The 20,777-nt window shown below is 72.3% G+C and carries 18 protein-coding genes; 7 read left to right on the top strand and 11 right to left on the bottom strand.

Annotated features, from left to right (window positions below; all coding sequences use genetic code 11):
- The first annotated feature begins 105 nt into the window (after positions 1-105).
- Positions 106-873: a hypothetical protein gene (locus SGA01_RS15990; protein ID WP_141297174.1), complete on the top strand. Its 768-nt coding sequence runs from the start codon at positions 106-108 to the stop codon at positions 871-873.
- 61 nt (positions 874-934) lie between these two features.
- Here SGA01_RS15990 and SGA01_RS15995 read toward each other — a convergent pair whose 3' ends face one another.
- On the bottom strand, positions 935-1,624 hold the full coding sequence (locus tag SGA01_RS15995; protein WP_055642001.1) for an iron-dependent transcriptional repressor DtxR: 690 nt from the start codon (positions 1,622-1,624) through the stop codon (positions 935-937).
- Positions 1,625-1,798: 174 nt separating this feature from the next.
- Here SGA01_RS15995 and SGA01_RS16000 point away from each other — a divergent pair, with 174 nt between their 5' ends.
- Positions 1,799-2,554 (top strand): SIS domain-containing protein, encoded by a 756-nt coding sequence (locus SGA01_RS16000; protein ID WP_055642002.1) that lies wholly within the window; start codon positions 1,799-1,801, stop codon positions 2,552-2,554.
- 42 nt (positions 2,555-2,596) lie between these two features.
- Here SGA01_RS16000 and SGA01_RS16005 read toward each other — a convergent pair whose 3' ends face one another.
- Positions 2,597-3,922, bottom strand: coding sequence for a PAS domain-containing protein (locus SGA01_RS16005; protein WP_141297175.1), 1,326 nt, complete (start codon positions 3,920-3,922; stop codon positions 2,597-2,599).
- 362 nt (positions 3,923-4,284) lie between these two features.
- Positions 4,285-4,911, bottom strand: coding sequence for a pyridoxamine 5'-phosphate oxidase (pdxH, locus tag SGA01_RS16010; protein ID WP_229918100.1), 627 nt, complete (start codon positions 4,909-4,911; stop codon positions 4,285-4,287).
- 236 nt (positions 4,912-5,147) lie between these two features.
- Between pdxH and SGA01_RS16015 the strand changes: the two genes are divergently transcribed.
- Complete coding sequence (locus SGA01_RS16015; RefSeq protein WP_055642003.1) at positions 5,148-6,248, top strand: citrate synthase 2; 1,101 nt, start codon at positions 5,148-5,150, stop codon at positions 6,246-6,248.
- A 17-nt stretch (positions 6,249-6,265) separates the two neighbouring features.
- On the opposite strand, the gene SGA01_RS16020 is transcribed toward SGA01_RS16015, so the two are convergent.
- On the bottom strand, positions 6,266-7,381 hold the full coding sequence (locus SGA01_RS16020) for an isopenicillin N synthase family dioxygenase (protein WP_229918063.1): 1,116 nt from the start codon (positions 7,379-7,381) through the stop codon (positions 6,266-6,268).
- Between the two features lie 391 nt (positions 7,382-7,772).
- Between SGA01_RS16020 and SGA01_RS16025 the strand changes: the two genes are divergently transcribed.
- Positions 7,773-8,816, top strand: coding sequence for a M4 family metallopeptidase (locus SGA01_RS16025; RefSeq protein WP_141297176.1), 1,044 nt, complete (start codon positions 7,773-7,775; stop codon positions 8,814-8,816).
- A 12-nt stretch (positions 8,817-8,828) separates the two neighbouring features.
- On the opposite strand, the gene SGA01_RS16030 is transcribed toward SGA01_RS16025, so the two are convergent.
- The 4 genes from SGA01_RS16030 to SGA01_RS16045 form a co-directional block, all read right to left on the bottom strand.
- Positions 8,829-9,446 (bottom strand): TetR/AcrR family transcriptional regulator, encoded by a 618-nt coding sequence (locus SGA01_RS16030; protein WP_141297177.1) that lies wholly within the window; start codon positions 9,444-9,446, stop codon positions 8,829-8,831.
- Positions 9,434-10,156, bottom strand: a complete 723-nt coding sequence (locus SGA01_RS16035) for an enoyl-CoA hydratase family protein (RefSeq protein WP_141297178.1) — start codon at positions 10,154-10,156, stop codon at positions 9,434-9,436. The genes SGA01_RS16030 and SGA01_RS16035 overlap by 13 nt, the downstream gene beginning before the upstream one ends.
- Positions 10,153-11,730, bottom strand: a complete 1,578-nt coding sequence (locus SGA01_RS16040; protein ID WP_141297179.1) for a 4-coumarate--CoA ligase family protein — start codon at positions 11,728-11,730, stop codon at positions 10,153-10,155. The genes SGA01_RS16035 and SGA01_RS16040 overlap by 4 nt, the downstream gene beginning before the upstream one ends.
- 161 nt (positions 11,731-11,891) lie before the next feature.
- Positions 11,892-12,863 (bottom strand): helix-turn-helix transcriptional regulator, encoded by a 972-nt coding sequence (locus SGA01_RS16045; RefSeq protein WP_141297180.1) that lies wholly within the window; start codon positions 12,861-12,863, stop codon positions 11,892-11,894.
- Positions 12,864-12,978: 115 nt separating this feature from the next.
- Between SGA01_RS16045 and SGA01_RS16050 the strand changes: the two genes are divergently transcribed.
- From SGA01_RS16050 to SGA01_RS16060, 3 genes are all read left to right on the top strand, one after another.
- Positions 12,979-13,374: a RidA family protein gene (locus SGA01_RS16050; protein WP_141297280.1), complete on the top strand. Its 396-nt coding sequence runs from the start codon at positions 12,979-12,981 to the stop codon at positions 13,372-13,374.
- 17 nt (positions 13,375-13,391) lie between these two features.
- Complete coding sequence (locus SGA01_RS16055; protein ID WP_141297181.1) at positions 13,392-14,198, top strand: sporulation protein; 807 nt, start codon at positions 13,392-13,394, stop codon at positions 14,196-14,198.
- 179 nt (positions 14,199-14,377) lie between these two features.
- On the top strand, positions 14,378-16,021 hold the full coding sequence (locus SGA01_RS16060) for an FG-GAP repeat domain-containing protein (RefSeq protein WP_141297182.1): 1,644 nt from the start codon (positions 14,378-14,380) through the stop codon (positions 16,019-16,021).
- Positions 16,022-16,045: 24 nt separating this feature from the next.
- Here SGA01_RS16060 and SGA01_RS16065 read toward each other — a convergent pair whose 3' ends face one another.
- Genes SGA01_RS16065 through SGA01_RS16075 form a run of 3 tightly spaced genes read right to left on the bottom strand, consistent with a single transcriptional unit; the run spans position 16,046 to position 20,666 of the window.
- Positions 16,046-17,179 (bottom strand): acyl-CoA dehydrogenase family protein, encoded by a 1,134-nt coding sequence (locus tag SGA01_RS16065; protein ID WP_141297183.1) that lies wholly within the window; start codon positions 17,177-17,179, stop codon positions 16,046-16,048.
- Entirely contained in the window at positions 17,176-19,059 is a 1,884-nt protein-coding gene (locus tag SGA01_RS16070) for an acetyl/propionyl/methylcrotonyl-CoA carboxylase subunit alpha (protein ID WP_141297184.1), read from the bottom strand. Before SGA01_RS16070 ends, SGA01_RS16065 begins: the two co-directional genes overlap by 4 nt.
- Before the next feature lie 8 nt (positions 19,060-19,067).
- A complete protein-coding gene (locus tag SGA01_RS16075) occupies positions 19,068-20,666 on the bottom strand; it encodes an acyl-CoA carboxylase subunit beta (protein WP_141297185.1) in 1,599 nt (532 codons plus the stop codon).
- Positions 20,667-20,777: the final 111 nt, after the last annotated feature.

Genomic DNA, 20,777 nt, shown 5'->3' on the forward strand with positions numbered 1-20,777 from the left:
CGCGGGGGTTGTTGGGCGATGGATCAGGGCCGGCGGGGCCGAGTCGATGCGCCTTCGTGACCCGGATCCGTACAACCGGATCGGGCCCTCGCCGGTCCACGAGGCGTGCTGTCACCCCAGATCCTCACCAAGGGCGCCGACTCGGCCGCCCTCGAAGCCGACCGGCTCGTCATCACGACGACCGACACGCGCAAGGAGATCCCCCTCGCCGCCATCCAGGACGTCCGGCGGGACACCGAGACGTCCCTCAAGGTCGTCCTGACCGACGGCGTCCCGCACTGGATCACGGGCGGCAACCCGACCGCCACCACCATGTTCCAGACCGCCCTGACCGCCGCCCTCCCCGAGGAGCGGGACCCGGCCGGCAGCTCACTGGTCACCGTCACGGACGAGCCGGGAGCGATCCCCTGGTGGTCGGTGCTCGGTTGGAGCGTGGCCTTCCTGGCCGCCTACACCGGCTACGTCTGGTGGACCTCCGTCGCCCACGGCGGCGCGATGGGCGGCGTCGCCTTCTTCGCCGGGTTCGGGACGCTCCTCGGCCTGCTCTGCGTCCTCGCCACCGCGAGCAACCTCCAGGACCGGTGGATACTCTCCCGGCGCGGCGTCACCGTCCAGGCCACCGCGGACTACTACCCGAACGGCAAGCGGTCGAAGTTCTACAAGTTCACCGACACCAACGGCAACGAGTACCTCCAGGAGGGCTCCAGCAACTCGACGCCGCACATCCAGGTCGTCTACGACCCGCAGCGGCCCGCCCGCCACATCCAGCGGAAATGGCTCCCCTTCGTGGTCGTGCAGTACTTCTTCGGCTCGCTCGCCGCGCTCGGACTGCTCGCACTCGGCCTCTGGGGAGTCCTGGCGCCGTACATCTGACGGGCATACGGAAAGGAGGGGCGCCCGCGCGGGCACCCCTCCTTCAACCGTTCTGCCGGCGTCAGCGCTTCGCGACGAAGACGTGCGCCGCGACCTCCGCGTCCAGCTCGGCGGCCTCGCCGCTGCTGCCCACCAGGACACCGCCCGGCGACTCCGTCACCGACACCACGGAACCGGGCTGCACGCCTGCCCTCCGCAGCGTGTACATCAGCTGGGCGTCCGTCTGGATCGGCTCGCCGATCCGGCGCACGACCACCGTCTTGCCACCGCTCGCGTCCAGGTCGGCGAGGGAGACCATCGAGTCGTCCAGGAACGCCTCGGCCTCCGCCTTCTCGCCCAGCTCCTCGAGACCCGGGATCGGGTTCCCGTACGGCGACTCCGTCGGGTGACGCAGCAGCTCCAGGACCCGCCGCTCCACGGCCTCGCTCATCACGTGCTCCCAGCGGCAGGCCTCCGCGTGGACCTGCTCCCACTCCAGGCCGATCACGTCGACGAGGAGACACTCCGCGAGCCGGTGCTTGCGCATGACGCGGGTGGCGAGGCGACGGCCCTCGTCCGTCAGCTCCAGATGGCGGTCACTCGCCACGGCCACCAGGCCGTCGCGCTCCATCCGGGCCACTGTCTGGCTCACCGTGGGGCCGCTCTGATCGAGCCGCTCGGCGATCCGGGCACGCATGGGGACCACACCTTCCTCCTCAAGCTCGAGGATGGTGCGGAGATACATCTCCGTTGTGTCGATCAGTCCGGACATACGTGCCCCTCGATGAGTCGTGCGCTGGCCCTGCCCCAATTCTGACGCATCACACCGACAACCGGGCCTCACCGGGGTGAGGCGGTATTGACAGAGCAATGGTCCAGACCGCACCGTGATCCGCGACCTCGGCGAGAGCCACGAAGAAAGCCACGACGAGAAGGAGCCGCCTTCATGGGCGAGAGCAAGCTGGCCGGACAGTTCTTCGACGCCGCGATCGGCCTGCTCCAGCAGGTCCGCGACGGGGACTCCGAGGAGATCGCCGCCGCCGGAGCGGCCATCGCGGAAGCCGTCGCGAACGGCAACCGGCTCTTCGCCTTCGGCGCCGGCCACTCCTCGCTCGCCGCCCAGGACGTCGTCTACCGGGCCGGCGGATTCGCCCTGATGAACCTGCTCGCCGTCCCCGGCGTCGTCGGCGTGGACGTCATGCCCGCCACGCTCGGCTCGGCCCTGGAGCGCGTCGACGGCCTCGCCGGAGCGGTCCTCGACTCCTCCCCCGCCAAGGCCGGGGACGTCCTGATCATCATCTCCCTCTCCGGGCGCAACGCCCTGCCCGTCGAGATGGCGATGAACGCCCGCGCGCTCGGCCTCACCGTCATCGGCGTCACCTCGGTGGCGTACGCGACGGAGACGAAGTCGCGGCACGTCTCGGGGCAGTACCTCAAGGACCACTGCGACATCGTCCTCGACTCCCGGATCGCCATCGGCGACGCGGAGCTCACCCACGACGGCATCGAGGCGCCGTTCGCACCCGCCTCGACCGTCGTCACCAGCGCCCTCATGCAGGCCACGATGGCCGCCGCGGCCGAGGAGCTCGTCCGCCGGGGCATCGAGCCGCCGCTGCTGCGCTCGGGGAACGTGGACGGCGGGCACGAGTGGAACGGCCGCGTGATGTCGGAGTACGCCGACCGGATCTTCTACCGGCACTGAGCCGACCGGACCTTCAACAGGCACTGAACGGCAGCGCACCCGTCATTCCTCCGGCGGTACGCCGAGCTCCGCCGCGACCCGGGACGCCACCGTCTCCGCGTACACCACGTCCTCCCGCTCGAAGCCCGGGCGGCAGGACGCCCGCAGGAAGGTCAGCACGCCCAGCGTCCGGCCCCGGGTGCGCACGACCACGCACAGCGCGTGCGCCGCGTCCCCCGGCCACTGGTGCGCCTCGGCCCACACCTCGGCGGTCCGGCCCGCGCTCGCCCGCACCGTGCCCGCCCGGTCCAAGGCCTGGAGCGCCGGGTGCCGCGGCCCGTACCGCAGCGGGATGCCGCCGCCCACGACCGGGGAGGACGGGCCGGGGGCGCCGGGCGGCGTGGCCAGGGCGCGGGTCAGCCGGCGCTCGCCCACGACCCGGTCGACGAGGGCGTGGTCCGCGAAGCCGGCCAGGGCGAAGTCGAGCAGGACCGTCACCGCCTCCTCCGGGGCCTCGCACTCCGCGGCCGCCGCGCCCGCCCGGTGCAGCTGGCTCCACCGGAACCGCAGCCGGTCGGCCTCGCGCACCGCGAGCCGCTCCTCCGTCACGTCCTGGAACAGCCAGGCCACCCCCAGCGGCACCGGCTCCTCCGCCATCGGCGAGGACAGCCGCAGGAAGCCGCTGCGCCAGCACCGGCGCCGCTCGCCCTCCGATGTCCGCAGCGTCACCCACACCTCGGCGGGCGCGGGCGGCGTGCCCTCCGCCAGGACGTGCTGGAGCGCTCCCTCCAGCTCCTCGGCGCCGTGCACGACGACATCGCCGAGCGGGCGCCCGAGCAGGGCCGTACGGCCCGTCCCGAAGGCGCGGGCGGCGTGGCCGTTGACGACGGCGGGGCGCAGGTCGGCGTCGACGAGGACGACACCCCAGGAGGCGTCCTCGAAGAGGGCCTCGCTCAGGGCGACCGAACGCTCCAGGTCGAGCTGGACGTGGACCTCGCTGAAGGCGCAGTAGACGCCCGCCGGGCCGCCGTCGGCGCCGCGCACCCCGGCGGCCTGGCTCCGCACGAGCACCCGCCCGCCGTCCTTGCGCAGCAGCGCCAGCTCGTGGACCTGCCGGCCGGGGCCCTTCATGGCCCCCATCAGCCGCCCGAGGGTCTCCTCGGCGTCCGCGCCGCGCGCCGCCCACCCGCCGAAACCGCGCCGCCCGACGGCCTCCGCGGCGGACCAGCCGAGGATCCGCTCGGCCTCGCGGTTCCAGTGCGTGATCGTCCCGTCGGCGTCCAGGGCACAGAGCGCCGCGTCCATCCCGTCGAGCAGCGCGGCCAACAGATCGGCCCCGGCCCCCGGAACGGACGCCGTCTCGCTCGTGGCCCCCGTGAAAGCACTCATCCCGGTACCCCCCATGCTGCGCCCCATTCAACTGGAAACGTGACGCAGGGCACACCCTGTTCCGCGAATTGAATAAATGGGTTGAGGTGCGTGGGGGGCGCTTCCTAGGGTGTGGGTACACGCGAAAGGAGGTGATCCGAAGACATGGTTTCTTTTCGGACTCGTGAGGTGACTGCGGGCTAAGGCCTGCCGTCGCACGCACTCTGTGCACCTCGGCAGGCCTGTCTGCCGAACACCACCGCAGTCACCCGACCCGTGAGTCGCCGGTCAGTCCGACCGGCTCCTGTCCGAACCTAGGCGGACGGGACCAAGGCTCACGGGTCGTCTGCGTTTTCGGGACCTCCACGCCTTGTGCCGACCGCTCAGGGAGCGAGGCGTTCCACTCGCCAGGTCTCGTCCTCGCGGACGTAGCGGAGGCGGTCGTGGAGGCGGTTCTCGTGGCCCTGCCAGAACTCGATCGCGTCCGGGACGACCCGGACGCCGCCCCATTCCGGCGGGACCGGGACCTGCTCGCCCTCGGGGTAGCGGGTCTCCAGCTCCTCGTAGCGGGTGAGGAGTTCCTCGCGGGAGGCGATCACCGAGGACTGGTGGCTCGCCCAGGCGCCGAGCTGGGAGCCGTGCGGGCGGGTGCGGAAGTAGGCGACGGTCTCGTCGCGGCCCGTGCGGACCGCGCGGCCCGTGACGATGACCTGGCGGGCCAGCGGGTGCCACGGGAAGAGCAGCGAGACGTGCGGGTTGGCGGTCAGCTCCTCGCCCTTGCGGGAGCTGTAGTTGGTGAAGAAGACGAAGCCGGCCCCGTCGTAGTGCTTCAGCAGGACCGTCCGGGAGGACGGGCGGCCGTCGGGGGTCGCGGTGGAGACGACCATCGCGTTCGGCTCGTGGATGGCCGGGTTCTCCGCGGTCTCCTTGAACCAGCGGGAGAACTGCGCGATCGGCTCGGGCGCGAGGTCGGCCACGGTCAGTTCCGTGGTGCGGTACTGCTCGCGCATGTCGGCGGGATCCAGGGCGTCGGTCACGGGATCGGTCACGGGGCCATCCTGCCGCAGCACCTGAGCCTGCCCGGCACCACCCGGCCCTAATCCTCTCTCGCCGGATCGGCGCAGTGTGCCGGATGTCACGCTTCCCCGCATCATCGGAACCGTACAGACTCTTCCGCTGGATGACTGTTGATTCCCCACCATCGACCACCGCACGGTTGATCGATCATCGATAGAGGAGCCGCCTGATGTCCGACTTCGTACCCGGGCTCGAGGGAGTCGTCGCGTTCGAGACGGAGATCGCCGAACCCGACAAGGAGGGCGGCGCCCTTCGCTACCGAGGCGTCGACATCGAGGACCTCGTCGGCCACGTCTCGTTCGGCAACGTCTGGGGCCTGCTGGTCGACGGCGCGTTCAACCCCGGTCTGCCGGCGGCCGAGCCGTTCCCGATCCCGGTGCACTCCGGTGACATCCGGGTCGACGTGCAGTCCGCGCTCGCGATGCTCGCGCCCGTGTGGGGTCTCAAGCCGCTCCTCGACATCTCCGTCGAGCAGGCCCGCGACGACCTCGCCCGCGCGGCCGTCATGGCCCTCTCGTACGTCGCCCAGTCCGCGCGCGGCCAGGGCATGCCGATGGTCCCGCAGAGCGAGATCGACAAGGCGCAGTCCGTCGTCGAGCGGTTCATGATCCGCTGGCGCGGCGAGCCGGACCCGAAGCACGTCAAGGCCGTCGACGCCTACTGGACCTCCGCCGCCGAGCACGGCATGAACGCGTCCACGTTCACCGCCCGCGTCATCGCCTCCACCGGCGCCGACGTGGCCGCCGCGCTCTCCGGGGCCGTCGGCGCCATGTCCGGCCCGTTGCACGGCGGCGCGCCCTCCCGCGTCCTCGGCATGATCGAGGAGATCGAGCGGACCGGCGACGCCACCGCATGGGTGAAGCAGGCCCTCGACAAGGGCGAGCGGCTCATGGGCTTCGGCCACCGCGTCTACCGCGCCGAGGACCCGCGCGCCCGCGTCCTGCGCCGGACCGCCAAGGAGCTGGACGCCCCGCGCTACGAGGTGGCCGCCGCGCTGGAGAAGGCCGCCCTGGAGGAGCTCCACAACCGCCGCCCCGACCGGATCCTGGCGACGAACGTCGAGTTCTGGGCGGCCATCGTCCTCGACTTCGCCGAGGTCCCTGCGCACATGTTCACGTCGATGTTCAGCTGCGCCCGTACGGCCGGCTGGTCGGCGCACATCCTGGAGCAGAAGCGCACCGGGCGGCTCGTGCGTCCGTCGGCCCGCTACACGGGTCCCGGCCAGCGGGACCCGCGCGAGATCGAGGGGTACGCCGACATCGTCGGCTGAGCCCCCCGGGGCCTGTCCTAGGACGCCATCGCCGGGTACGTCTCCGGGTGCAGCAGCAGGTCCGCGTGGTGGCGGGCCGCCACCAGCGGGTGGGCCCGGAGCTTGCCCTTCAGTTCGTTGCGGCCGTACTCGGCGAACAGCGGGTTCGCCGGGTCGTCCGTGACGCCCGGGGCCGCGGAGGCGTACGGGAAGGTCAGCGGCGCGATCCGGGCGTCCAGGCGCGGGTTGTAGAAGAACGGCACGGAGTAGCGCTCCGTCGCCCCGGGCGGGGACACCACCCGGTGGTTCGTCGCGATCAGGTAGCCGTTCGTGGCCACTTCGAGGAGTTCGCCGAGGTTGACGACGAAGGCGCCCGGCAGCGGCGGCACGTCGTGGAACTCCCCGTCCTCCCGCTGGACCTGGAGCCCGCCGACCTGGTCCTGGAGCAGCAGCGTGAGGAAGCCGTAGTCCTTGTGCGCGCCGACACCCTGGTCGTCGCCCTCGCCGCTGCTGCCCGGGTAGCGCACCAGCTTGAGGTGCGGGTGGGCGCGCGGGCCGAAGATCCCGTCGTAGAAGTCCGCGGGCGCGCCGATCGAGGTCAGCAGCTCGTGCAGGAGTCGCTGGGCGACGCCGCTGAGCCGGTCGATCCAGTGCAGGGCGGCGGTCCGGAGCTCGGGGAGCGCCTCGGGCCACTGGTTGGGGCCTTCGAGCCACCAGTACGGGGCTTCCCAGGCCGCGGGGGCGTGCGCGGGGCGCTCGGCGCCGATGTCGAGCTGGTCGCGCCAGTCACGGGCGCCCGCGGTGCGCTCGTCGCCGATGCGGGTGTAGCCGCGGAAGTGCGGCGAGTTGATGTTGTCGAGGGCGAGCCGGTCGGCCTCGGGCAGTGCGAAGAAGGCGCGCATGGCGGAGGTGAGGGCCTGCGTCTCGGCCTCGCTCACGCCGTGCCCGACGAGCTGGAAGAAGCCGACGTCGTGGGCGGCGGAGTGGAGCTGGGCGTGGAGCAGGCGGCGGGCCTGGGGGCCCCGGTCGGCGGCGGAGAGGTCGACGATCGGGAGCTGTGAGGCGTACGAGGGGTGGATCCGCGAGCCGTCCACCGGCTCGTGCGAGCGCGCGCTGCGGGTCGACTGCTGGAGGGGGTACGAGCTGCGATTCATGGGTGCGTCCGCGGGGTGTACGGGGTGCCCGGGCGGCCGCCAGGGGTGGGGCGGGGGCCACGGGTGCCGGTCGGGCTTGGGCTCTGAACGAGGGACCCGGGGACCCGGGGGCGGAGTGTGGCGCCCGGAGGTCGGGGGGTCAGGCGGAGCGGCGACAGCTCATGCTCGTGACGCGGACGAAGTCCACGTGGCGACGGCGTACGAGCGAAGGCATGCGAACAGCGTACTGCGGCGGGCCGCTACGGGGTGTGGTCGGCGTCACGTCCCGGGCATCGGAACGTACGAGTTCCGGACTCTGGCCAAAACGGTGGGCGTGCGCGAAGATCACCGCCACGCATGTCACGCGCATGCCAACCTTCCCGTCGCAGCATCCCATCGCAGGAGGATGTCCATGACCCGCCGCACCCGCCGCACCTCGCGTGGCCTGGTCGCCGCGGCCGCCGTCGCCGGTACGGCCGCCGCCGCCCTGCTCCCCTCCCCGGGGGCCGTCGCGGCCACCCTGCCGCAGGCCCGGGTCTTCATGGTGAACCCGGTGCAGTCCTCCGGCGACCAGTCCCTCGCCGACCACAAGGACGCGGCGAGCGACGTGCCCGCCTCCGCCTACGCCACCGTCACGCTCCGGAACCTCGACGCGAGCGGAGGCCTGTCCGGGAAGTGGGCGGCCGTCCGCTCCGAGACGGGCAAGCCCGCCAAGGTCGCCGACGCCACCACGTACAACCGCTCGGACGACCAGTTCGAGCAGGTCATGGCGTACTTCTGGGTCAACGAGGCCCAGGAGTACCTCCAGGGTCTCGGCTTCGGCACCGAGCTGCCCGGGGCGAACGACCGCGTGCAGCCGGTCCGGCTCAACCAGTGGGGCGCCGACAACTCCTTCTTCACCGACAAGAAGGACGAGATCCGCTTCGGCAAGGGCGGTGTCGACGACGCCGAGGACGCCGACGTCATCGTCCACGAGTACGGCCACGCCGTGCACGACGCCCAGGTGCCCGGCTTCGGCACGAACGCCGAGTCCGGCGCGATCGGCGAGGCCTTCGGCGACTACCTCGCCGTCGCGGTCGGCACGCACGCGGCCACGAAGTACGGCTGGCCGCTGAAGGCCGACGCGGCCTGCGTGGCCGACTGGGACGCCACCGGCTACAGCGAGGCGCCGCACTGCCTGCGCCGGATCGACGGGACGAAGACGTACGCGGACCGCGAGGGCGAGGTCCACGCCGACGGCGAGATCTGGTCCCGTGCGCTCCTCGACATCCGCACCTCGCTCGGCGCCAGGACCGCCGACCGGATCATCGTCAACGCCCAGTTCGGCTTCGCCCCCGACACGAGCTTCGAGGCCGCGGCCAAGACGACGATCGCGACGGCGCAGAAGATGTACGGCACGGCGGCGGCGGGCGCCGTACGCGACGCCTTCCGGGCGCGCGCGATCCCGGGCGTCTAGGCCGGACAGGGCCTAGTCGCTCAGCGCCTCGTTCACCAGCCGCGCCCACTGGGCCACCACCCGTTCCCGGCGGGCGCGGTCGTCCGTCAGGAGGGTGGCGAGGCCCAGGCCGCGGGCCATGTCCAGGAGGCCCTGGACCGTTTCGCGGACGCCGGGGCGGGACTCGTCGGCGCCCAGGACCTCGACGGCGATCCGGTGGGACTCGCGGCCGACGCGGGCCTCCAGCTCGGTGACCCGGTCCCGGAGCTGGGCCTCGTCGGAGGCCGCGACCCAGAGGTGGAGCGCGGCCCGGAAGAGCGGCCCGGTGTAGAGGTCGACGAGAGCCTCGACGGCCTGTTCGCGGGTGTCCGTACGGAGCGTCCGCAGAGCCTGCGAGCGCTCCTCGGCGACGTACTCGACGGCCGCCGTGAAGAGATCCTCGCGGGTCGGGAAGTGGTGCTGGGCCGCGCCCCGGGAGACGCCGGCCCGTTCGGCGACGACGGCGACCGTGGAACCCGCCCAGCCGCGCTCGGCCAGACAGGCCACCGCGGCCTCCAGGAGCCGCTGCCGGGTGGCGCGGCTCCTGTCCTGCTTGGGGTTCCGGTCCGGCTTGGGATTCCGGTCCGGCCTGGGCGCGGTCAAAGCCGCCATTCGGGGTCCCGTCGTTCGAGGAAGGCCGTCATCCCTTCGCGCGCCTCGGCGGAGGCGAAGAGCGTGGCCGACCTCTGCACCAGGTCCTCCGCGTCGCGTTCGAAGGTCTCCAGGACTCTAGCGGTGACCAGCCGTTTCGCTTCCCGGAGGCCTTGCGGGGAGCCCGCGCGGAGGCCGTCGAGGATGCCGGGGAGGGCCTCGGCCCCGGCCGTGACGAGGCCCATCGCGACGGCCTCCGGCACGCCGAACCGCTCCCCCGTCAGGTAGTAGCGGGCCGCCGCGCGCTGGTCGAGCTTCGGGAGGAGGGTGAGGGAGATGACGGCGGGCGCGACCCCGATGCGTACCTCGGTCAGCGCGAAGTCCGCCGCCTCCCCCGCCACCACGACGTCGCACGCCCCGAGGAGGCCGAGTCCGCCGGCCCGGACGTGCCCGGTGACATGGCCGACGACCGGTTTGGGCAGTTCGACGAGCTGCCGGAGCAGGTCCACGAAGGCGTACGGGCTGGGCGGGGCCTTCAGGTCGGCACCCGCGCTGAAGGTGCCGCCGGTGTGGGTGAGGACCACCGCCCGGACCGCCGGGTCCTTGCCGCAGGCGGTGAGGGCGTCGGCGAGCTCGGTGACGAGGTGGGTGGAGAGGGCGTTGCGGGTGGCCGGGGAGTCGAGGGCCAGGGTGGTGACGCCCCGCTCCTCGGTGATGTCGACCAGGGTCATGCGCGGTCCCTCAATTCTCTGCGGAGGATCTTGCCGGACACCGCCCGCGGGATGCTCTCGACGAACTCCACGCCGCGGACCTTCTTGTACGGGGCGACCCGGGCGGCGACGTGCGCCATGACGTCCTCGGCGGTCAGGCCGGGCGCCGCGGGCTGGCGTACGACGAAGGCCTTGGGGGTCTCGGTGCCCTCGGCGTCGGTGACGCCGATGACGGCGGCGTCGGCGACGCCCTCGTGGGTCAGGAGGAGCGCCTCGAGTTCGGCGGGGGCGACCTGGAAGCCCTTGTACTTGATGAGCTCCTTGACCCGGTCGACGACGAACAGCCAGCCGTCGGCGTCGACGCGTCCGATGTCGCCGGTGTGGACCCAGCCGTCGCCGTCGATCATCGCGGCGGTGGCCTCGGGCCGCCCCAGGTACCCCTTCATGACCTGCGGCCCCCGGATGGCGACCTCGCCCGCCTCGCCGGGCGCCGCGTCCTTCGCGGGGTCGTCGAGCGAGAGGATCCGCAGCTCGGTGGAGGGCAGCAGCTTGCCGACGGTGCCGGGCGGGGGGTTCACCGCGTCGAGCGGGGTGACGTGGGTGCCCGGGGAGAGCTCCGTCATGCCGTACGCCTGGCGGACCGGCGGCAGCCCGAGCCGGGCCGAACAGGTCTCGGCGAGGGCCGCGTCGAGCGGGGCGGCGGAGCTGACGATGTACTCCAGGGACGACAGGTCGTAGTCGGCGACGGCCGGGTGCTTGGCGAGGGCCAGGATGATCGGCGGGGCGACGTACAGGCCGTTGATGCGGTGCTTCTGGATCGCCCCGAGGAAGGTGTCGAGGTCGAAGCGGGGCAGGACGACGACGGTGGCGCCCTGGCGGAGCGGGGCGTTCATGAGGGCCGTCAGGCCGTAGATGTGGAAGAAGGGCAGGACCGCGAGGATGCGGTCACCCGGGCCCATCGGGACCAGCGGGGCCAACTGCGTGAGGTTGGTGGCGATCGACGTGTGCGTGAGCATCACGCCCTTGGGGACGCCGGTGGTGCCGGAGGAGTACGGCAGGGCCGCCACGTCCTCGTCGGGGTCGATCGGCGGTTCCGGGACGGGGCCGGTGGAGGCCAGGAAGGACTGGAGCGACCGGATGCCTTCGCCCTCCGGCGCCTGGTCGCAGACGAATATCTCCTCGATGCCGCCCGCGAGTTCGGCCGCGGCGCGGGCCGCCGGAAGCAGCGGTGAGACGGTGACGATCCAGCGCGCGGAGGAGTCGCGGAGCTGTTTGGCGAACTCCTCGGGCGTGGCGAGCGGATGCACGGTGGTGACGGAGGCGCCCGCGCGCGTCGCGGCGTAGAACGCGACCGGGAAGAGCACGGTGTTGGGGCTGTGCAGCGCGAGCACGTCCCCCTTGCGCACCCCGGCCTCGGCGAGCCCGGCGGCGACCCGCCGATGGAAGGCGTCGACCTGCCCGTACGTGAGGGTGAACTCCCCTGCTCCGTCGATCAGTGCGGGTGTGTCACCTCGCTCTGCTGCGCCGCCGAGCACCGCGTCGTGGATCGGCAGGGAGACGGTCGGAACGGCCTCGTACTCGCTGTGGAACACCATGCAAGCCCCCTGGAGAGGTGGGAGAGGTGGAAGGTGGTCGCCAGGATCGCGTGTGTCGGTACGACTTGGGGAGACCTTGTCAGCACTCCATCGAAACAATCAAGCACGCATGCATGATTTTCGGGAAGAACGTCGGCCGACGGGATCGGGTCCCCTTCGGCTCAGGACGGGTCCTCGTAACGGGCGACGATCGCCGCGGCCCGGTCCCGCAGTGCGACCCTCAACGACCGCGGGGCCAGGGCCTCCACGTCCGTGCCGAGCTGCCACAGCGCCCATTCGGCATGCCACGCGTCCTGATAGGTCAGCTCAAGACGCAGCCCGCCGTCCTCGTCGGGTTCCTCCGCGCGGACGGCCACCGCGGTGTCCAGCAGGTCCTCCCGGCGCGCCGGGTTCACCCGCACCAGCACGGTGATGTGGCCGTCGGCGAGGAACCGCGCGGAGCGTTCCCGCCAGATCCGGTCCAGATCGACCCGGTTCGGCCGCTGCGCCGCTTCGGGGAGCTCCTCGGCGGCCACCACCCGCGACAGCCGGTAGGTGCGGTCCTCGCCCGCTCTCGTGGCCAGCAGGTAGCCCCGGTCCCTGACGGTGACGAGACCGATCGGGTCCACCGTGCGCCACTGCGGCGCCTGTCCCGCGGCCGCGTAGTGGATGCGCAGCTTGTGCCCGGCGAGCACCGCGCGCCGGACCTCGGTCATGACGGCGTCGGGCACCTCGTCGGTGACCGGCCGCCGGGAGAGCAGGTCGGTCTCCGGGTCGACGAGGAAACGCCGGGCCGCGTCGCTCGCGGTGGCCAGCCGGCTCTCGGGCAGCGCGTCGACCACCTTGCGCACGGCGGAGGCGAGCGCCGAGCCGAGGCCGAGCACCTGCTCGCCGCGCCCCGATCCGGCGGTCAGCAGGGCGAGGGCCTCGTCGTGGTTCAGCCCGGTGAGCTCGGTCCGGAAGCCGGGCAGCAGGGAGAAGCCCCCGTGCCGGCCGCGCTCGGCGTAGACCGGGACGCCCGCCACGGACAGCGCCTCGATGTCGCGCAGCACGGTTCGGGTGGACACCTCCAGCTCGCGGGCGAGCGTGTCCGCGGTCAACCGGCCGTGCCGGCGCAGCAGGAGCACCAGGGAGACCAGCCGATCGGCGCGCATGCGAAAAAGCTAACGGAATACATGACGGAGGGTGTCGTGATTTACCGGAAGGCTCACCGGAGGAAGCGAAAGAACCCGAGAACCCGAGAAGCAAATGGAGTCGACCGACATGGCGATGGAGCGAACGGCGATCAACCCGGTGACGTGGTCCCTGGAGATGGGGTTCAACCAGGGCGAGCTCGTCTCCGGGCACACCCGAACCCTGTACGTCTCCGGGCAGACCGCGATGAGCGCCGAGGGCAAGCCCCTGCACGAGGGCGACATGGCGGCGCAGTTGGCCCTGAGCGTCGAGAACCTGGAGGCGGTGCTCGCCGAGGCCGGCATGACCCTCGCGAACCTCGTCCGTCTCAACGTCTACACGACCGACGTCGACGGGCTGTTCCCGCACTACGGCGTGCTCGCGGGACGGCTGGGCGCCGCCGGCGCGGCACCCGCGACCACGATGCTCGGGGTCGTCCGGCTGGCGATTCCCGGGCAGTTGATCGAACTGGAGGGAACGGCCGTCGGGTGAGCGGCTAGCCTGCGCGCATGGTCTTCAAGCGTCTTCTGGGCATCGGCGGCGTACCGCTCGAAATAGACACGATCGTGCAGTCCGAGCCGGCACTGCCGGGCGGCATCCTCACCGGGGAGGTCGTGGTCCGCGCCCCCGACCGGGACGTGGAGGTGAAGTCCATCAGCCTGCGCATCGCCGCCAACGTGTCGGTCGCGCACAAGGGGGACGGGGACGGGGAGCGCCAGGGCGATGTGTACGACTACCCCAGCGTGAGCGGCTGGTTCACGCTCAGGAAGGGCGAGGAGCGGCGGCTGCCCATCAAGCACCGGCTGAAGTGGGAGACCCCGCTGTCGGAGGTGCGGGGGCAGCAGCTCGGGGTCCACCTGGGACTGAACACCGAGGTCGAGGCCGAGGGCGTCAAGGCCCAGACGGACGACGACCCCGTCCGGATCACCGGTACGCCCCTGCACGAGGCCGTGTTCGACGCCTTCGCCGGCGAGGGGTACGCGCTGGAGGGGTCGCGCGTCTTCACGGGATACATCCCCCGTACCGAGTACCACGTCTATCTCGTGCAGGGATTCCTCCTCGTCGACCGGTCGGGGGGCGAGGGGCGGCCGAAGGAGCTGGAGTTGACCTTCCGCGCCAACCCGGTCGGCTGCGAGATCTACCTCCGCAGGGCCGCCCTCGGCACGCAGTACTGGGAGAAGAAGCCCCCGGCCCTCCGCTACGTGGCCGCCCACCACGACCTCGGCCGGGTGGACTTCGCAGAGGAGGTCCGGCGCTGGATCTCCGAGGTCACGGTCCTGGCCGGCAGCCACGCCGCCGGGGAGGACGAGGACTGAACCGCCCGACGACCCGACGCCCGGCCGGGCACGCGCACGGCCGGGCACGCGCACGACCGGGCACGCGCACGACCGGGTCGGTGAAAGGTTGTACGCGGAAGATCTTCTTTTCCGATTCCGGCGGGCTCTAGGATCCGGACGCTCCCGATCCTGTTCTGCTCGTCGCCCCAGGAGAAACCTTGCTCCAAACGCGCCGCCTCGCGGCCTGCGCGGCCCTCGCGCTCGGCGTGGGTCTGCTGTCCGTCGGCCCCACGTCACCGACGGCGGACGCGGCCCCCGCCGCGACCCCGGCGAAGCCCCGCTTCGACCGGGACGGTGACGGCCGCAGCGACCGGGTCTACCGGTCGGCCGCCACCGGCGAGCTGCGGATATCCCTGTCGAAGACCGGCACCAGCGCGCCGTTCGCGCTCAGCCACCCCGGCATGGAGATCCTGCCGGCGGACGACCTCACGGGAACCGCGACCCCGGAACTGCTGACGCTCCATGCCGACGGCGGCCTCGTGCTGCGTCGCGGCGACAGCCCCACCTCCGCCGGCACGGCCGACTGGTCGGGATACGGCTGGCAGATCTACAACAAGGTCCTCGCCCCCGGCGACCTGACCGGCGACGGGCACCAGGACCTGCTGGCCCGCACCCCGGACGGCACGCTCTACCTGTACGCGGGGAAGGGCACGATCGACAACGGCGGCCCGTTCAGGACCCGCGCCAAGGTCGGTAACGGCTGGCAGGTCTACGACCAGCTCGTCGGCACCAACGACCTCGACGGCGACGCGATCGCCGACATGGTCGCCAGGACGCCGGGCGGCGACCTCTACTTCTACAAGGGCACCGGCTCGGCCACCGTCCCCTTCAAGGCCCGCGTCCTGATCGGCGGCGGCTGGTACACGTACAACCAGATCATCGGCGCCGACGACCTCGACGGCGACGGCAGGGCCGACCTCCTGGCCCGCACGTACAGCGGCGAGTTCTACCGGTACCTCTCCGTCGGCGGCGGCAAGTTCGGGACACGGACGTACTACGGGGGCGGCGGCCAGAGCCTCTCGTACTACCTCGGCCAGGGCGGCGTACCGGCGTACGGAAAGCACAACCTGTTCACCGTGAACGGCGCGGGCACCGCCTTCACCCACGGGACGCTGGCGGACGGCAGGCTCACCGCGGCCAGGCAGTACGCCGGGGCCGGGGACTTCGCCTACCACTGGCCCACCGTCAACGGGTACGCCCTGGACGGGGTCGACCGGGCCAACGTGCTGACCGCCGACAACCGCGGCCTCATGATGTGGCGCGAGGAGGGCGGCAGCCCGCTCGGCCACCAGGTCGGCAGCGGCAGCGCCTACCTGAACTACCTGATCAAGGTCTCGCCCGGCGACGTCAACGGCGACAGCGAGGCCGACTTCGTCGGCATGGACCACCAGGGCGGCGTCTTCCTCCACCTGGGCCTGAAGAGTCACTCGCCCGCGTACCTCGGCCCGGCCGTGCGGATCGGCACGAACTGGTCGAGGGACATCCTGATCGGCCCCGGGGACGTCACGGGCGACGGCCGCCCCGACCTGGTCTCCCGGGAGGGCGAGGTCCTGTACGTGCACGCGGGCACCGGGTCCTCCACCGCTCCGTTCGCTCCGCGCGCCTACGTCGGCCACGGCTGGTATGCGTACGAGCACCTGGCCTCGCCCGGCGACATGGACGGCGACGGCCGGGCCGACCTGGTCGCCGTCACCCCGGGCGGTGACGTGTACCGCTACTCGGCCCGCGGCCTGCGCGGCGCGTACACGTTCTCCGCCCGCGTCAAGATCGCCTCGGGCTGGAAGTACGACCACGTCAGCTGACGTGGTCGCGGCGGGCTGCCCGGGTCAGTACGACTTGGGCAGCCCCAGCGTCTGGTGCGACACGAAGTTGAGGATCATCTCCCGGCTGACCGGGGCGATCCGGGCCACGCGGGCCGCGGTGACCAGGCGGGCGAGCCCGAACTCCTTCGTGAGGCCGTTGCCGCCGAGGGTGTGGACCGAGGTGTCGACCGCCCGCACACAGGCCTCCGCCGCCGCGTACTTCGCCATGTTGGCGGCCTCGCCCGCGCCCATGTCGTCGCCCGCGTCGTAGAGATGGGCCGCCTTCGCCATCATCAGGCGGGCCAGTTCGAGCTCGATGTGGGCCTGCGCGAGGGGGTGCGCGATGGCCTGGTGGGCGCCGATCGGCGCCTTCCAGACCTGGCGCTCCTTCGCGTACTTCACGGCCTGGGCGAGGGCGTACCGCCCCATGCCGATCGCGAAGGCCGCCGTCATGATCCGCTCCGGGTTGAGGCCGGCGAAGAGCTGGAGCAGGCCCGCGTCCTCGTCGCCGACGAGCGCCTCCGCCGGCAGGTGCACGTCGTCGAGGGTCAGCTCGAACTGCTTCTCGTTGGCGTCGAGTTCCATCTCGATGTGGCGTCGACCGAAGCCCGGGGCGTCGCGCGGGACGATGAAGAGACAGGGCTTGAGGCTGCCCGTGCGGGCGTCGGACGTGCGGCCCACGATCAGGGTCGCGTCGGCGATGTCGACGCCCGAGACGAAGACCTTGCGGCCGTTGAGGACCCAGCCCTCCTCGGTGCGGGTCGCGGTCGTCGTGATGCGGTGCGAGTTGGAGCCCGCGTCGGGTTCCGTGATGCCGAAGGCCATCGTCTTCGAGCCGTCCGCGAGGCCCGGGAGCCAGGCCCGCTTCTGCTCGTCCGTACCGAAGCGGGCGATGACCGTGCCGCAGATCGCGGGCGAGACGACCATCATGAGGAGCGGGGCCCCGGCGGCGCCCGCCTCCTCCAGGACGACCGACAGCTCGGCCATGCCGCCTCCCCCGCCCCCGTACTCCTCGGGCAGGTTCACCCCGAGGTAGCCGAGCTTCCCCGCCTCGGCCCACAGGGCGGCCCGGTCGAAGCCGGGGCCGTGCCGGTGACCGAGGGCGGAGACGGCGGATCGGAGTGCGGACAGCTCTTCGGTCTCGATGAGGGTGCTCATACGGGGTCTTCCTCCGTTGCTTCGGTCTGTACGACGGCGAGCAGGGCACCGACCTCGACCTGGCGGCCGGGGGCGGCGTGGAGCGCGGTGAGCGTGCCGGAGGCGGGAGCGGTGACGCGGTGCTCCATCTTCATGGCCTCCAGCCAGAGGAGCGGCTGCCCGGCGGCGACCCGGTCGCCGACGGCGAGGCCGTCCGCGAGCCGGACGACGGTGCCGGGCATGGGGGCGAGCAGCGAGCCGGGCTCCCGCTGGTCGGCGGGGTCGGGGAAGCGGGGGCGGGGGGTGAGGCGGTGGGGGCCCGCGTGGACGGTCCCGTCCTCGTACGCGGTGACGTCGACGTCCCGGACGACTCCGCCCACTTCCAGGCGTACGCGGTCGGGCCCCGCCGACACCACCCGCACCCCCTCGGGCAGGGTCACCTCGTAGCCGCCGTCGCGGGTCGGCCGATAGCGGATCTCGGTGTCGCCGTACGCCCTCGTCTCGTCCTGGGAGCGGAGGTTGCGCCAACCGCCCCCGAAGCGCGCGCGGTTGGCGCTCGCCTCGGCGAGTGCGGCGGCGACGGCCGCGTACTCCGCGCCCTCGGGGGCGACGGTCAGGGCGGTGAGGTTCCGCTCGTAGAAGCCGGTGTCCAGCCTCTCCGCCGCGGCGTACTCGGGGTGGCGCAGCGAGGCGACGAGCAGCTCCCTGTTGGTGGCGGGGCCGTGGATCCGGGTCCGCTCCAGGGCGTGGGCGAGCTTGCGGACGGCCTCGGCGCGGGTGGGGGCGTGGACGACGACCTTCGCGAGCATCGCGTCGTAGTGGATGCCGACCTCGTCCCCGGAGACGTATCCCGTGTCGACCCGGACGCGGCCCTCGCGGGGGACCTCGAAGCGGTGCAGGACGCCCGTCTGGGGCGCCCAGCCCCGGGCCGGGTCCTCGGCGTAGAGGCGGGCCTCGATCGCGTGGCCGCTCGGGGCCGGGGGCTCCGGGGGCAGCGCCTCGCCCTGTGCGACGGCGAGCTGGAGGGCGACCAGGTCGACCCCGTACACCTCCTCCGTCACCGGGTGCTCGACCTGGAGCCGGGTGTTCATCTCCAGGAAGTGCGCCCGGCCGTCCGCCACCAGGAACTCGACGGTGCCCGCGCCGACGTAGCCGACGGCCTCCGCCGCGCGGACGGCGGTGTCGCGGAGGGATGCCCGCAGCTCGTCCGGCAGACCGGGCGCCGGGGCCTCCTCGATCACCTTCTGGTGGCGGCGCTGGAGGGAGCAGTCGCGGGTGCCGAGCGCCCAGACCGTGCCGTGGGTGTCGGCGAGGACCTGCACCTCCACGTGCCGGCCGTTCTCCACGTACGGCTCGACGAACACCTCGCCGTCCCCGAAGGCGCTCGCGGCCTCGGCAGACGCGGCCTTCAACTCCTCCGGCAGCGCCGCCAGTTCCCGGACGATCCGCATGCCCCGGCCGCCGCCGCCCGCCGCCGCCTTCACCAGGACGGGCAGGTCGGCCTCGGTCACGTCCGCCAGGGGGGCGATGCCCAGGAGCTCCTTCGCCCGGGTCTTCGAGGCCATCGCCTCGATCGCCTCGGGCGGCGGGCCGATCCAGACGAGGCCGGCGTCCGTCACGGCCCGCGCGAAGTCGGCGTTCTCGGAGAGGAAGCCGTAGCCGGGGTGGACGGCGTCGGCGCCCGCCGCGAGCGCCGCCTTCACGACGAGGTCGCCGCGCAGGTACGTCTCCGAGGGCGCCGCCCCCGGCAGGCGTACGGCCGCGTCGGCCTCGCGGACGTGCAGGGCGCCGGCGTCCGCGTCGGAGTACACGGCGACGGTGGAGATGCCCAGCTCACGGCAGGTGCGGAAGACCCGGCAGGCGATCTCGCCGCGGTTCGCGACCAGTACGGTCGAAATCATCAGAGCCCTCACATTCGGAAGACGCCGAAGCCGCCGCGCGCGCCCTCGACCGGTGCCGTGTGGATCGCGGACAGGCACAGCCCGAGGACCGTGCGGGTGTCGCGGGGGTCGATGACCCCGTCGTCGTACAGCCGCCCCGAGAGGAACATCGGGAGGGACTCCGACTCGATCTGCGCCTCGACGAGCGCGCGGAGACCGGCGTCGGCCTCGTCGTCGTACGGCTGCCCCTTCGCGGCCGCGGACGCCCGCGCCACGATCGACAGGACGCCGGCGAGCTGCTGCGGGCCCATGACGGCGGACTTCGCGCTGGGCCAGGCGAAGAGGAAGCGGGGATCGTACGCCCGGCCGCACATGCCGTAGTGCCCGGCGCCGTACGAGGCGCCCATGAGGACGGAGAGGTGCGGGACGCGCGAGTTCGCGACGGCGTTGATCATCATCGCGCCGTGCTTGATGATGCCGCCCTGCTCGTACTCCTTGCCGACCATGTAGCCGGTGGTGTTGTGGAGGAAGAGGAGCGGGATGTCGCGCTGGTTGGCGAGCTGGATGAACTGCGCCGCCTTCTGCGACTCGGCGGAGAACAGCACGCCCTGCGCGTTGGCGAGGATGCCGACCGGATAGCCGTGCAGCCGCGCCCAGCCGGTCGTCAGGGACGTCCCGTAGAGGGGCTTGAACTCGTCGAAGTCGGAGCCGTCGACGATCCGGGCGATCACCTCGCGCGGGTCGAAGGGCGTCTTGAGGTCGCCGGGCACGATGCCGAGGAGCTCGTCCTCGTCGTACGTGGGCGGCGCCGCGAGCGGCGGATCGGCCTGCGCCTTGCGGTGGTTGAGGCGGGCGACGATCCGGCGGGCCTGGCGGATCGCGTCCGTCTCGTCGACGGCGTAGTGGTCGGCCAGGCCGGAGGTCCGCGCGTGCATCTCGGCGCCGCCGAGGGACTCGTCGTCGCTCTCCTCGCCCGTCGCCATCTTCACGAGCGGCGGGCCGCCGAGGAAGACCTTCGACCGCTCCTTGATCATCACGGTGTGGTCGGACATGCCGGGGACGTACGCGCCGCCGGCCGTCGAGTTGCCGAAGACGACCGCGACGGTCGGGATGCCGGCGGCGGAGAGACGCGTGAGGTCGCGGAAGAGCGCCCCGCCCGGGATGAAGATCTCCTTCTGGGAGGGCAGGTCGGCGCCGCCCGACTCGACCAGCGAGACGACCGGGAGCCGGTTGGCGAACGCGATCTCGTTGGCCCGCAGGGCCTTCTTCAGCGTCCACGGGTTGGAGGCGCCGCCGCGCACGGTCGGGTCGTTGGCCGTGATCAGGCACTCGACGCCCTCGACGACCCCGATGCCGGTGACGAGCGAGGCGCCCACCTGGTAGTCGCTGCCCCAGGCGGCGAGCGGCGACAGCTCCAGGAAGGGGCTGTCGGGGTCGACGAGCAGCTCGATGCGCTCGCGGGCGAGGAGCTTGCCGCGCCCCCGGTGCCGGGCGGTGTACTTCTCGCCGCCGCCCGCGAGGGCCTTGGCGTGCTCGGCGTCGAGGGCGGCGAGCTTGTCGAGCATCGCGGAGCGGTGCTCTCGGTACTCGGGTCCGCCGGTGTCGAGGGCGGAAGTGATGAAGGTCACGAGACTTCCTGCGCCCGATGGTAAAGTCGCGGCGTGCTTCGCGAGAACCAAGCTGGCACAACAACCTCCTCGTTTGGGGAAATCGGGCTGGTTCCAACCCGACTGGTGCTG

The sequence above is a fragment of the Streptomyces gardneri genome, assembly GCF_006539185.1.
GTDB lineage: Bacteria > Actinomycetota > Actinomycetes > Streptomycetales > Streptomycetaceae > Streptomyces > Streptomyces gardneri.

Coding starts and splice junctions, on each gene's coding strand:
- SGA01_RS15995 (WP_055642001.1), bottom strand. CDS start 1,624: ATGTCCGGACTGATCGACACAACGGAGATGTATCTCCGCACCATCCTC.
- SGA01_RS16000 (WP_055642002.1), top strand. CDS start 1,799: ATGGGCGAGAGCAAGCTGGCCGGACAGTTCTTCGACGCCGCGATCGGC.
- SGA01_RS16005 (WP_141297175.1), bottom strand. CDS start 3,922: ATGAGTGCTTTCACGGGGGCCACGAGCGAGACGGCGTCCGTTCCGGGG.
- pdxH (WP_229918100.1), bottom strand. CDS start 4,911: ATGCGCGAGCAGTACCGCACCACGGAACTGACCGTGGCCGACCTCGCG.
- SGA01_RS16015 (WP_055642003.1), top strand. CDS start 5,148: ATGTCCGACTTCGTACCCGGGCTCGAGGGAGTCGTCGCGTTCGAGACG.
- SGA01_RS16020 (WP_229918063.1), bottom strand. CDS start 7,381: ATGAATCGCAGCTCGTACCCCCTCCAGCAGTCGACCCGCAGCGCGCGC.
- SGA01_RS16025 (WP_141297176.1), top strand. CDS start 7,773: ATGACCCGCCGCACCCGCCGCACCTCGCGTGGCCTGGTCGCCGCGGCC.
- SGA01_RS16030 (WP_141297177.1), bottom strand. CDS start 9,446: ATGGCGGCTTTGACCGCGCCCAGGCCGGACCGGAATCCCAAGCCGGAC.
- SGA01_RS16035 (WP_141297178.1), bottom strand. CDS start 10,156: ATGACCCTGGTCGACATCACCGAGGAGCGGGGCGTCACCACCCTGGCC.
- SGA01_RS16040 (WP_141297179.1), bottom strand. CDS start 11,730: ATGGTGTTCCACAGCGAGTACGAGGCCGTTCCGACCGTCTCCCTGCCG.
- SGA01_RS16045 (WP_141297180.1), bottom strand. CDS start 12,863: ATGCGCGCCGATCGGCTGGTCTCCCTGGTGCTCCTGCTGCGCCGGCAC.
- SGA01_RS16050 (WP_141297280.1), top strand. CDS start 12,979: ATGGAGCGAACGGCGATCAACCCGGTGACGTGGTCCCTGGAGATGGGG.
- SGA01_RS16055 (WP_141297181.1), top strand. CDS start 13,392: ATGGTCTTCAAGCGTCTTCTGGGCATCGGCGGCGTACCGCTCGAAATA.
- SGA01_RS16065 (WP_141297183.1), bottom strand. CDS start 17,179: ATGAGCACCCTCATCGAGACCGAAGAGCTGTCCGCACTCCGATCCGCC.
- SGA01_RS16070 (WP_141297184.1), bottom strand. CDS start 19,059: ATGATTTCGACCGTACTGGTCGCGAACCGCGGCGAGATCGCCTGCCGG.